This window comes from Massilia sp. W12 (genome assembly GCF_037300705.1).
Classification (GTDB): Bacteria; Pseudomonadota; Gammaproteobacteria; order Burkholderiales; family Burkholderiaceae_D; genus JACPVY01.
Genome location: NZ_CP147776.1, coordinates 5,659,610 through 5,671,454, shown reverse-complemented (window position 1 = coordinate 5,671,454; position 11,845 = coordinate 5,659,610). Strand labels below are relative to the sequence as shown.

Below are 11,845 nucleotides of genomic sequence, written 5' to 3'. Positions count from 1 at the left end.
GCGTGATGAATGTTTTTTTTGAAGAATCGGGCGATTTCAAAGTCGGCGTCGTATTGTCGCAAGCGGGTGAGTCGTATCAAGTGGAATTGGCCAGCGGCAAGCGCAGCAAGGTCAAGGCGCGCGATGTGCTGTTGCAATACGCCAGCCCGGCCCCGGCGGAAATGTTGCAGCAGGCGCAGCAGTTGAGCGAAGAAATCGACCTCGATTTTGTGTGGGAAGTGGCGGGCGCGGAAGAATTCAATTTCGCCGATTTGGCCAAGGAATATTTCGGCGAGCCGCTCAGTGCGGTGCAGCTTGGCGCGCTGTTGCTGCGTTTGCATGGCGCGCCGATGTATTTTTACCGCAAGGGGCGCGGGGTGTATAAGCCGGCCCCGGAAGCGGCTTTGCAAGCGGCGCTGGCCGGCATCGAAAAGAAAAAACAGCAGGCGGCGCAACAGGCGCAGTGGGTCGAGCAGATGGCGCAGGGCGTATTGCCGGACAATTTCCGCCCCCTGGTCAAATATCTGCTGTGCAAGCCGGACAAGAACAGCATGGAATACAAGGCGCTGGAGCAGGCTTGCGCGCAATTGCAAACCGCGCCGGCGCGCCTGATGTTGCGCTTGGGCGGTCTGGCCGACGCCAAGAGTTTGCACGATGCGCGTTTTATGCTCGACCATTTCCCCAAGGGGGCCGGGTTCCCGGCGCTGGAATTGCCGCCGCCGCCGGCGCAATTGCCCTTGGCTGAGGTGCAGGCGTTTTCGATTGACGACGCCACCACCACGGAAATTGACGATGCGTTTTCGGTCACCGCGCTGGAGGATGGGCGCTGGCAGGTCGGGATTCATATCGCTGCGCCCGGTTTGTGCATCCGTCCCGGCGATCCGATTGATGTGGTGGCGCGTCAGCGCTTGTCCACGGTGTATATGCCGGGCGACAAAATCACCATGCTGCCGGATGCGGTGGTGCAGGAATACACCCTGGGCGAAGGCCAGGCGCGCGCCGCGCTTTCGCTGTATGCGGTGCTGGATGCGCAAGGCCAGTTGGAAAATTGCTTCAGCCGCGCCGAACGGGTGCCAATGGCGGCGAATTTACGCCATCAGGATTTGGATGAGCTGGTCTCGGAACAAGCCTTGAATGAGGGCAGCGGCGACTTTCCTTTCCGCCGCGAATTCGATGTGCTGTGGCGTTGGGCGCAGCAATTGGAAGCGCAGCGCATGGCCAAGCGCGCCGCTTTCGGTCTGCGCCCGGAGTCGAATAACCGGGTCGATTTCAATTTTTATGTGGAAGACGGGGTGGTCAGCATTGTGCGCCGCAAGCGTGGCGCGCCGCTCGACAAGATCGTGGCGGAATTGATGATTTTCGCCAATTCCACCTGGGGCAAGTTGATGGCGGAACATGGCGTGCCGGGGATTTACCGCTGCCAGCAAGCCGGCTGGGGCGGCAAGATGCAGGTGCGCATGCTGACCCACGCTGCGCCGCATCAGGGTTTGGGGGTGGATCAATACGCCTGGAGCACCTCGCCGCTGCGCCGCTATACCGATCTGGTGAATCAATGGCAGATTCTGGCGTGTTTGCAACATGGCGTGGCCGCGCCGCTGGCTGCGCCCTTCAAGCAGCGCGATGCGAATCTGTTCGCGATTGTGTCCGCCTTTGACGCCGCGTATGCCGCGTATGCTGAATATCAGCAAACCATGGAGCGCTATTGGTGCTTGCGCTGGCTGGCGCAACAGCAGGCGCGCCAGGTCGAGGCGGTGGTGTTGAAAGATGAGGTGTTGCGCTTGGTCGAGATTCCGCTGATTCTGCGCCTGCCCGGCATGCCGCAATTGGCGCGCGGCGCACAAGTGCGGCTGGATGTGATTGATTGGGATGAATTGGATTTGAGCGTGCAGGCGCGTTTGCTGGAAGTGCATGGCGTCAGCGAAGATCTGGGCGAGGAGGAAGAGGAAGTCGAAAGCGCGGCCCCGGAGCAGGTCGCTGCAGACGCGGCGCCAGAGGCGGCGCCAGCCGCCAGCCCGGAGCAGGCCGCGCAAGACGATGCCGGCAACGCCAACGAACAGGCGCTGGCATGATGTTATCAATATGGCATCCCGGTTTCACAGGCGCCGGTGGTAGAATGCCGTGCCCATCTGATTATCCTGCTGCATTATGCGTCTGTTATCGTCCATGAATCCGGAAAACCGCTTCCTGCCGCTTGCGCTCGGCATTTCTTTCGCTTTCCATGCGATGTTGCTGGCGATCCGCTTTGTGGCGCCGGAAACCTTTCAATTCCGCCCGGCTGACAGCGGTCTGGAAGTGATTCTGGTGAACGCCAAGCACGATAAAGCACCGAAAAAAGCCGACGCCATCGCCCAGGCCAATCTGGAAGGCGGCGGCAATGCCGATGAGGGCCATGCCAAATCGCCGCTGCCGGATTTGCAAAAAGTCAGCGATGGCGATGCGATTCAATTAACCCAGGCCAAGATTGAGGAATTGGAGCGCGCCCAGGCGGAAATTCTGTCGCGCGCCGGCGCGCCGATCGTGGCGGCCCCGGATGCGGCGCAACAGAGCAAGCGCAGCACGCCGCAAGACGGCATGGATGCGCAGGAAAGCCAGAAAGTGATTGCGCGCTCGGTGGCGGAAATCGCCAATACGATCCAAGACCAAAACAAGCGCCCGCGCAAGTTCTATATCACGCCCTCCACCCGCGCCGAGGGTTATGCGCGCTATTACAAAGAAATGCAAAAGAAGATCGAGGATTTCGGCACGCTGCACTTTCCGCAAAAGGAAGGCAAGAAGCTGTATGGTCAGCTGACCTTGTCGATTCCGATTTTTCAGGATGGCAGTATTTACACCAAGGAAGGCGGGGTGACGGTGGACCGCAGTTCCGGCAATCCTGATCTGGACAAGGCGGCGCTGCGAATTGTGCAACGTTCCGCGCCGTTTGGCATATTTCCGCCGAATATGCGCTCAAAAGACCGCGATGATGTGTGGGTGGTGGTGACCCGCTTCACCTTCACGCGCGAACAAAAACTGGAAGCGGAATTGCGCGCAAATTGAGGAGAGGCGATGAGTGATCTGTACGCAGTATTCGGCAATCCGATCGCACACAGCAAATCACCGCAGATTCACGCCATGTTCGCGGCCCAATGCGGCCAGGATATCGACTATCAAAAACGGCTGGCGCCGCTGGATGGTTTTGCCGCCAGCATCCAAGCCTTTATCGCCGAAGGCGGGCGCGGCGCGAATGTGACCGTGCCGTTCAAAGAGCAAGCCTTCGCGCTGGCGCAGCATCTGAGCCAGGCGGCGCAATGCGCGCGCGCGGTCAACACGCTGCGCTTTACCGCGCACGGAATCGAAGCAGACAACACCGACGGGGCCGGTCTGGTGCGCGATTTAAAACAGGCAGGTCAGACTTTGCAGGGCAAGCGCATCTTGCTGCTTGGCGCCGGCGGCGCGGCGCGCGGCGCACTGCTGCCTTTGTTGCAGGAAGGGCCGGCGCTGGTGCATATCGCCAATCGCAGCCTGCCCCGGGCGCAGGCGCTGGCGCAGGATTTCGCCAGTCTGGCGCAGCCCGGCCAACTCGACGCCAGCGCTTTGCACGCAGCTTCTGCCTTGGCGCAACAACCGTGGGATCTGATCATCAACGCCACCTCCAGCAGCTTGCAAGAGCAAGGCATGGACTTGCCCGACGCCCTGTTTGCGCATACGATGCTGGCGTATGACATGGTGTATGGCAGTGCGCTGACGCCTTTTTTACAGCAGGCGCAGGCGCAAGGGGTGGCGGTGCGCGATGGCCTGGGCATGCTGGTGCAGCAAGCTGCGCTGGCGTTTGCCTGGTGGCGCGGGGTGCTGCCGGATACCGGGCCGGTGTATGCGGCTTTGCGTTGATTCCGCAATAGGACAGAAATGGCGGCAGATCACTCTTTTTGGCGGCTTTTGCTCAAGCGCTGGTATTTCTGGCTCTTGATATTGCCCGCGACTTTATTTTTATTGGCGCAGCTGTATTTTTTCCTCTGCATTTGCTGGTGGGTGCACTACAACCCCGAATCCACCAGCTTTATGCGCGAACAGCTGGCGATTTTGCAGGAAAAAAATCCAAATGCGCAGCTCAAGCACAGCTGGGTTCCGTATAAAAAAATCTCCACCAATTTAAAGCGCGCCATTATCGCTTCTGAAGACGCCAATTTTTCCGACCATGAAGGGGTGGATTGGGAAGCGCTGCAAAAAGCCTTTGAAAAGAATATGAAAAAAGGCAAGGTGGTGGCCGGCGGCTCAACCATCACTCAGCAACTGGCGAAAAATCTGTTTCTCTCAGGTGGCCGCAATTACTTTCGCAAAGGCCAGGAATTCATCATCGCCGGCATGCTGGAAGCGGTGATGGAGAAGGAAAGAATTTTTGAAATCTATCTGAACTCGGTGGAATGGGGTGTCGGCGTGTTTGGCGCGGAAGCCGCCGCGCGACACTATTACGGCGTTTCCGCCGCCCAGCTCAGTGCGGCGCAGGCGGCCAAGCTGGCGGTGATGTTGCCCAATCCGCGCTATTACGACAAACACCGCAATTCGTCTTATTTGCAGTCTCGCACCGGCTTGATTTTGCGCCGCATGGGTTCCGCTGATTTACCATCCAACACTAAGTAAGGGGAATGAGATGACAATGCAGAGCTTGCAACAAAAACGCTGCCGCGCCGGCCTCAGTCTGTTGTGGACAGCCGTGGGTTCTATGGTGATCGCAGCGCTGGTGGTCGGCACGCTGTTTTCGATGCGTTATGAACGGAATGTGTTTTTTGACGCCATCGCCAAATTCACCGGGGATAAGAAAACCGCTGAAGCGATGGATAAAACCAAGGAGGCCATGCAGCAGGCCAAGAGCGCCGCCACCGGCAAGGATGCGCCGCCGAAAATGGAAGGCCGCCTGCAAAAATGCGTGATCGATGGCAAGACCGTGTATTCCGACACCGCCTGCGGCAAGGGCGAAAACGCCAAACTGCCTTCGCTGCAAGTGGTGGATGCGCCAAAAAAAGAAGAACCGCCGCCAGCCAAGCCGATGAATGCGACGGATGCGGCGATTGAGCGCGCCACCCGCTGACCACTGCGCCGCCCGCAGCTTGTACGCGGCGACAGCATGACAATAAAAAACGCGCCACCGGTTGCCCGGCGGCGCGTTTTTTATTGGGGATGAAACTTAATTAAGCGGCTTTACGACGCTTGGCGTACAGGCCGACTGCACCCAGGCCCAACAGCATCATGGCATAGGTTTCCGGTTCCGGCACAGCTTCGCCGATGAAGGCGGTGCCCCAGGCGGCGCCCAGACCTTGGCCGCCGTAGTTCACCAGTGCAGTGCCCTGGCCGGTCAGGGTGTCGATATTCAGGATGGTGGTGTTGCTCATGCCATACAGATGCACATTGTCATTCGTGGCCAGACCATACACTGCGCTGAAACCGATGTTGCCGACATTCGTACCGGCGCCGGTGTTCACATCCAAGCGGGTCAGGGTGTCGCCGCCATAAACATTGCTCAGATACAGCTGGCTGCCAACAAAGGCCAGGTCGCCGGAGGAAGCGTATTGCGCGCCGCCATTGCCGATCAGCTGGGCTGCGCCGGTGTTGGTGTTGATGCGATACAGGGAATTGTTCGCGCCGTACAGATTGCCCTGGTAGTCAAACACCAGAGAATTCATGCCAACGCCGGTATTGCCAACCAGTGTGAGTTGGGCATTGGTTTTGTTGATGCGGAACAGCTGGCCGAAATTGATGCCGTACAGATTGCCTTGCGGATCAAAGGCGATATCGGTCATGGCTTGACCCATGCTGCCGATCACTTGCACCTGGCCGGTGGCCACATCCACTTTGCCCAGCTTACCGCTGCTATCGCCAATCCACATCACCGGACCTGCGAAAGCGCTGGCGGAGAGGGCCAAACCTGCTGCAACTGCTGCGATTTTCATTTTCATTGTGCTTTCCTGAAGAGTTGTTTTAACTGTGGGGTGCTGCCGGCTTCACTCCTGTGCGGGGACTTCAATCAGCTGTGAATTACTGCTAACAGGAGAATGTGCACATTGTAGTGCCTTGCGGCAAGCAAGTAAACATCCCCTTTGCCACTTTGCCAACAAATTTTTTGCATCTTGCGCCCTGCTGCGCTTTGTCCATACTGAGGTGTATGATGTTGTTTTCAAATATTGCAGCTTGATTTTATGCATGATTATAAAATTGACCCCGCCCAGGCGCTTAAAGCACGCCTGAATCAAGAGACAGCGCGTCTCCCCTTTGCCGAGTTATTGCGCTATTACGCCGCCGGCAGTGTGATCAAAGTCGCCAATCAGCTTGATTTGGTGGATGTTGCGGTCCAGTTTGCGCTGGATAAAAAAGAACAGGTCGCCGCCTGGATGCAAGCCGGGCAAGTGCAACGCGCCAGCGATGCGGACGGCGCGCGCTGGCAAGCGCAGGATGCCGCATTATGGGCGGTGGTGGTGTCGCCCTGGGTTTTGGTGCAGGAAGAAAAGCCGGCGCATCTCGGCCATACCTTGCAATGAGATGCTGCGTTTCCCCGTTTGTGGCATCTTGTTGTGCAGCCTGTTTGGTTGCGCCAGCCTGCCGCCTATTTCACACATTCAGCCAGCCGCTATGAACGCTATCGATTCCGCCGCCAATCCCCTGCTGCAAGACAGCAGCCTGCCATATCAGATGCCGCATTTTGACCGCGTGCGGCATGCGCATTATCTGCCGGCGTTTGCGCAAGCCATGCGCGAGCACTTGCAGGAAGTAGCGCAGATTGCCGCCAATCCGGCCCCGCCTGCGCTGGAAAACACCGTGATCGCGCTGGAACGCTCCGGTTTGCGCCTGGCGGCCCTGGAAAAACTGTTTTTCAATCTCAACAGCGTCATCAGCGATACGCAGATGCAAGCGATTGAAAACACCCTGGCGCCGCAGTTAGCGCAGCACAGGGACGAAATTTTTCTCAATCACACCCTGTTTGCGCGCATTGATGCCGTGTATCAGCAGCGCGCCGCTTTGCAGGCAGATGCGGAAACCCTGCGTCTGCTGGAAAAGACCTGGAATAATTTTGTGCGCGAAGGTGCGCGCCTGGCGCCGCCGCAACAAGCCCGTTTGCGTGAATTGAATACCGGGCTGGCGGTATTGCATGCGCGTTTCAGCCAGAATGTGTTGGCCGAGGCGCAGGCGGATGCCGTGCTGGTCGAGCATGAAAGCGAGCTGGCGGGTTTGAGTCCGTCCCAAATTGCAGCGCTGGCGCAAGCTGCGCAAGAACGCGGACATGCCGGCAAATATCTGATCGCACTCAGCAACACCAGCACGCAGCCCTTGAATACGCAATTGCACAACCGCGCCCTGCGCCAGCGTCTGATGCAAGCCTCGCTGCAACGCGGCCTGCATGGCAGCGCCTACGATAATCAACAAGTGATGCGGGACATAGCGCGGCTGCGCGCCGAGCGCGCGCAATTGCTGGGTTATGCCGATTACGCCAGCTACAGCATGGAGGATGAAACCGCGCACACGCCGCAGGCGGTGCGCAAGCTCTTGCATGAATTGGCCCCGGCGGCGCTGGCCAACGCCAAGCGCGAAGCGGCGGCCTTGCAAGATCTGGCCGGCGCCGCCACGCCGCTGGCCAGCTGGGATTGGGATATTTATGCAGAACAGCGCCGCCAAGCCGAATACGCCTTCGACGAAAGCGAATTGAAGCCGTATTTTGAATTGAACAATGTGCTGCAAAACGGTGTGTTTTACGCTGCGCAACAGTTGTACGGCATCAGCTTCACGCCGCGCCCGGATCTGCCGGTGTATCACCCGGACGTTAAAGTCTGGGAAGTGAAAAACGCGGACGGTACGCCGCTGGCGCTGTTTTTGGGCGATTTTTACGCGCGCAAAGGCAAACGCGGCGGGGCCTGGATGAATGAATATGTGAGTCAGTCCCAATTACTGGGACAGAAGCCGGTGATTGGCAATCATATGAATATTCCAGCCCCGGCCACGGGCGAGCCGACCCTGCTCAGCTATGATGAGGTCGGCACCATGTTTCACGAATTCGGACACGCGCTGCACGGCATGTTTTCGGCGGTGCGCTATCCGATGTTCGCCGGCACCAATGTGCCGCGCGATTTCGTCGAATTCCCGTCGCAAATCAACGAAATGTGGATGTTGTGGCCGCAAGTGCTGACAAATTATGCGCGCCACTGGCAGACCGGGGCGGCGATGCCGCAAGCGCTGGTGGATAAATTGCAAGCCTCGAAAAAATTCAATCAGGGCTACGCGACAACGGAATATCTGGCCGCCGCGCTGTTGGATCTGGCCTGGAACAGCCTGCGCCCGGATCAAATTCCTGACGATGTGCAAGCGTTTGAAGCACAAGCCTTGCAGCAAGCCGGCATCGCGTTTGAACTGGCGCCGCCGCGTTATCGCAGCGCCTATTTTTCGCACAGTTTTGGCGGCGGCTACGCTGCCGGGTATTATGCCTATCTGTGGAGTGAAAAATTGGATGCGGACACAGAAGCATGGTTTGTGCAAAACGGCGGCCTGACGCGCGCCAATGGCGAGCGCTTTCGCCAGATGGTGCTGGCGCGCGGCAACAGCGCCGACCCGCTGCAAGTCTATCGTGAATTCCGTGGCCGCGATGCGCAACTGGCGCCGCTGCTGGAACGCCGGGGTTTGGATGCGCTGCTGTCCCCGGCGGCGGCTGATTAAGGGAGAAAAACATGCAAGAAGAACAATTGAAACAAACCCTGCGCGAGTTGCATCAACAGCTCTCGCAGACCGAACAGCTGGATGGCGAATTACAGCGCCTGCTGGGTGTGCTGAATGACGATATCGAGGAATTATTAGAGCGGGAAGAAGAGCGCGAAGCGGATGAAAACAGCTTCGGCTTAACCCGCCGCTCGCAGGAATTGACGGCCCAATTCGCCGCCCAGCATCCCAAGCTGGAACCGGTGTTGCGCGAGTTGAGCAGGTTGTTGTCGAATATGGGGATTTGAGGGGCGATGCCCGCCGCCGCGACAAAACCGGAGAACGGATTGAAATTCACAATCGAAAATTTAGGGAAGATCGACTATGCCGAGCTGGACTTGGCAGGTCTGACCATGATTTGCGGGGAGAATAACACCGGTAAGACATATGTGATGTATGCGGTGTATGGGTTTTTGCGCAGACTGCCGGATTACCTGACGCGAATTTTTGAAGATTATTTCAAAGCACAACACTGGCCGGCGGGTCAGCCAATAGAAATCGGCTTACAGGAATTGTTCATTGATCGTTTAGATGAATGGTTGGCGCGCGCCAGCGTCATGTTTGTGCAAGATTTACCGGCGGTGTTTGCGTGCGATGCACAACGTTTTGAAAAAGTGGTGTTTCGAGCAAAAATCGCGGAGGCCCCAGATTTGGCGATACGAATGGCCGGATTGGAAACCGTGTTTATGACGGAAATCAACGTTCATTTTCGTTACGAGCCAAGGCCATTTGCCGTGTTGGGACTCAAGTCTTTTGGTGACCCGCTTGCAACTTCTTCCGAAGCAGCAAAAGTTTTGGCATGGGTTTTAATTTGGCATGTGCTGCAAATAACGGTTCGACTCTTCAGCTCCGAGCGCAGCGGCATCATGCAGTTTTACCGCGAACTGGACTATGCGCGCAGCAAATTCATCAGCCGCTTGCAAGCAGACCCGCAAGCTGAGCTGTCCTCGCCAATTATGCAGGCGCGCTATCCGCAAGCGGTGACGGATGAAATCAATTTTGTGCGCATGGCCCCGCCAATAAAAATACAGGGCGAATTGGTGAAATCTGATCCGGCATTGCTGCAATGCTTTGTCCAGATTGCCGGCGGCGCCTATCAATCCAGTGCAGAACAAGGCATACGCTACACGCCGCAAGGCGTGCGCCAAGATATGAGTTTGGCCGAGGCGTCCAGCGCGGTGCGCGCATTGGCGGATTTCGATATCTATCTGAAGTCTTTCGCCCGTCCCGGCGACCTGCTGATGATAGACGAACCCGAACTCAATCTGCACCCGCGCAATCAGCGCCGCTTCGCCCGCCTCCTGGCGCGGCTGGTGAACGCCGGCGTGCGCGTAATGTTGAGCACGCACAGCGATTATCTGGTGAAGGAAGTCAACACCTTGATCATGCTGGCGCAAGACACCCCGCATGCGCGTCAGATGCGGGAAAAATTCGGCTATGCAGAGCAGGAATTATTGCAACCCGACAGCGTGCATCTGTATGTCGCCGGCCCCGGCAAAGTCAAGGGACGGCGCAAGCGCATCAACACCTTGACCTTGGCCCCGGTTGATCCTGCGCGCGGGATTGCGGTTTCATCGTTTGACAGCGAAATCGACGATTTAAACCGGATACAGGAAGAAATTCTGTTTGGGGGCGAGTTGTGAATCCTGATTTGACGCAGTTATGCCAGATTCTGCACGGCGTCTCCGCGCGCAGCGATCAAGATGCGCTCATTTCAGTGCAAGAAGATGATCCCGGCGCCACCTTACGCAAAATTCATATCGAGGCACGCGGCGGCAATTGGTTTGCCTTTTCGCCGGATCGCGCCAGTAAAACCCATGCCATGCTCAAACCCGGCGCGGCCCTGGTCTCGCCCCTGTTGCAAGATAATGTGGAAGGTTGCAGCCCACATCGGGTTTGTGATTGCGTGATTGTGTATACCAAAGCGCAGGGTGCAAAAGCCGGTGGGCTGGAGATTGTTTATCTGGATTTGAAATCGGGCGATGGCAAGGGAGGGTACGCCGGGCAATTCAAAAGCACGCGCGCCTTCGTACACTACGCCTTGAGTTTGCAGCAGAATTTTTACCGCAGCGAGAAGCCGCAGCTCAAAATCGGACGTGAACGTTTCATACTGCTGTGCGGCGGCATGAATTTGCGCAAACAAAACACCGGTTTGGCTGCTGCCGGAAAATCCGCCCCGGATGACGCCTGTAAAATTGCAGTCAAAGATGGCGAGACGCTGTATTTAAAGCATCTGCTGGAGTATTGAGCGTCAGCGCCATCTTTGTTCCACTGCCTCACAACTCCAAATACCCGCGCCCCAGCTCAATCACGCTGCCGCCGACATGGATGCCCTGCTCTGCATCCACTTCCAGATATAAATGATTCAAGCGTTCAATTTTCTCGCCTTGGGTCACATGTTTGCGCAAGGGCAGCGCGGCGCCCTGGTGCATTAACCAGCCGCCCAGATTGGCGCAGGCTGAGCCGGTGCCGGGGTCTTCCCCCACCGAGCCGTCAGCCGCCATCCAGAAAAAGCGCGCCGCCACTTCATGTTCCCCATCCAGCACAAACAAGTACGCATTGCGCTCTGCCACCGGACAATCCGGCCAGTCTTTGAAATTGCCGGGGGTGGCGCGCTGCAAAGCTTCTTTGCTGCGCAAGGGAAGCAGCAATTGCTCTTTGCCGGTATTTACGCGCTGCGGCGGGCCGGCCAGATCCTGTTCTTGCAGGCCGAGCAAAGCCAATAATTGCGGCAGCGCCAATGGTTCGGGACGGCAGGGCGGCAAGCCTTGGCTGGGGGCGCGGAATCGCCACACCGCGCCATTCGCATGCACCGGCACCAAACCGGCCTGACATACCATGCGCACGCTGCATTGCGCTTCGCCGGCGCGCCCCAGCAAGCTGCGCAAGACATGCGCGCTGCCCAGGGTCGGATGGCCGGCGAATGGCATTTCATAGCCGGGTGTGAAGATGCGATAGCGCATGTCCGCATCAGGCGTATCGGCGGGCAAGAGAAACACCGTTTCCGATAAATTGAACTGGCGCGCGATGAGCTGCATTTGCGCATCGCTCAAGCCGCTGCCATTTTCAAACACACACAGCGGATTGCCGCCGAAGGTGCTTTCGGCAAACACATTCAACAAACGATAGTGATATTGCATGACGTCCTTCCAGG

Annotated in this window: 12 protein-coding genes; 10 read left to right on the top strand and 2 right to left on the bottom strand. The window is 57.7% G+C overall.

Features of this window, described 5'->3' with window-relative positions; all coding sequences use genetic code 11:
- Nucleotides 1-5 precede the first annotated feature (5 nt).
- From V8J88_RS23315 to V8J88_RS23295, 5 genes are all read left to right on the top strand, one after another.
- Nucleotides 6-2,048, top strand: coding sequence for an RNB domain-containing ribonuclease (locus tag V8J88_RS23315; RefSeq protein ID WP_338846676.1), 2,043 nt, complete (start codon nucleotides 6-8; stop codon nucleotides 2,046-2,048).
- A gap of 76 nt (nucleotides 2,049-2,124) precedes the next feature.
- Nucleotides 2,125-3,015, top strand: coding sequence for a TonB family protein (locus V8J88_RS23310; RefSeq protein ID WP_338846675.1), 891 nt, complete (start codon nucleotides 2,125-2,127; stop codon nucleotides 3,013-3,015).
- A 9-nt stretch (nucleotides 3,016-3,024) separates the two neighbouring features.
- A complete protein-coding gene (gene aroE, locus V8J88_RS23305; protein ID WP_338846674.1) occupies nucleotides 3,025-3,846 on the top strand; it encodes a shikimate dehydrogenase in 822 nt (273 codons plus the stop codon).
- An 18-nt stretch (nucleotides 3,847-3,864) separates the two neighbouring features.
- Nucleotides 3,865-4,596, top strand: coding sequence for a monofunctional biosynthetic peptidoglycan transglycosylase (gene mtgA, locus V8J88_RS23300; protein ID WP_338846673.1), 732 nt, complete (start codon nucleotides 3,865-3,867; stop codon nucleotides 4,594-4,596).
- Nucleotides 4,597-4,606: 10 nt separating this feature from the next.
- Nucleotides 4,607-5,044, top strand: coding sequence for a DUF4124 domain-containing protein (locus V8J88_RS23295; RefSeq protein WP_338846672.1), 438 nt, complete (start codon nucleotides 4,607-4,609; stop codon nucleotides 5,042-5,044).
- 100 nt (nucleotides 5,045-5,144) lie between these two features.
- On the opposite strand, the gene V8J88_RS23290 is transcribed toward V8J88_RS23295, so the two are convergent.
- Nucleotides 5,145-5,909: a PEP-CTERM sorting domain-containing protein gene (locus V8J88_RS23290; RefSeq protein ID WP_338846671.1), complete on the bottom strand. Its 765-nt coding sequence runs from the start codon at nucleotides 5,907-5,909 to the stop codon at nucleotides 5,145-5,147.
- Between the two features lie 240 nt (nucleotides 5,910-6,149).
- Here V8J88_RS23290 and V8J88_RS23285 point away from each other — a divergent pair, with 240 nt between their 5' ends.
- The 5 genes from V8J88_RS23285 to V8J88_RS23265 all read left to right on the top strand — a co-directional run bounded on the left by V8J88_RS23285 (nucleotide 6,150) and on the right by V8J88_RS23265 (nucleotide 10,939).
- Nucleotides 6,150-6,488 (top strand): DUF2288 domain-containing protein, encoded by a 339-nt coding sequence (locus V8J88_RS23285; protein ID WP_338846670.1) that lies wholly within the window; start codon nucleotides 6,150-6,152, stop codon nucleotides 6,486-6,488.
- Nucleotides 6,489-6,579: 91 nt separating this feature from the next.
- Entirely contained in the window at nucleotides 6,580-8,652 is a 2,073-nt protein-coding gene (locus V8J88_RS23280) for a M3 family metallopeptidase (protein ID WP_338846669.1), read from the top strand.
- Between the two features lie 11 nt (nucleotides 8,653-8,663).
- Entirely contained in the window at nucleotides 8,664-8,939 is a 276-nt protein-coding gene (locus V8J88_RS23275) for a DUF4404 family protein (RefSeq protein WP_338846668.1), read from the top strand.
- Between the two features lie 39 nt (nucleotides 8,940-8,978).
- The gene (locus V8J88_RS23270; RefSeq protein ID WP_338846667.1) at nucleotides 8,979-10,334 is read left to right on the top strand and encodes an AAA family ATPase; all 1,356 of its coding nucleotides are present in this window, start codon (nucleotides 8,979-8,981) and stop codon (nucleotides 10,332-10,334) included.
- On the top strand, nucleotides 10,331-10,939 hold the full coding sequence (locus V8J88_RS23265; protein ID WP_338846664.1) for a hypothetical protein: 609 nt from the start codon (nucleotides 10,331-10,333) through the stop codon (nucleotides 10,937-10,939). The genes V8J88_RS23270 and V8J88_RS23265 overlap by 4 nt, the downstream gene beginning before the upstream one ends.
- A gap of 28 nt (nucleotides 10,940-10,967) precedes the next feature.
- Here the strand turns inward: V8J88_RS23265 and V8J88_RS23260 are convergent, their stop codons facing one another.
- Nucleotides 10,968-11,831 (bottom strand): PhzF family phenazine biosynthesis protein, encoded by an 864-nt coding sequence (locus V8J88_RS23260; protein WP_338846663.1) that lies wholly within the window; start codon nucleotides 11,829-11,831, stop codon nucleotides 10,968-10,970.
- Nucleotides 11,832-11,845: the final 14 nt, after the last annotated feature.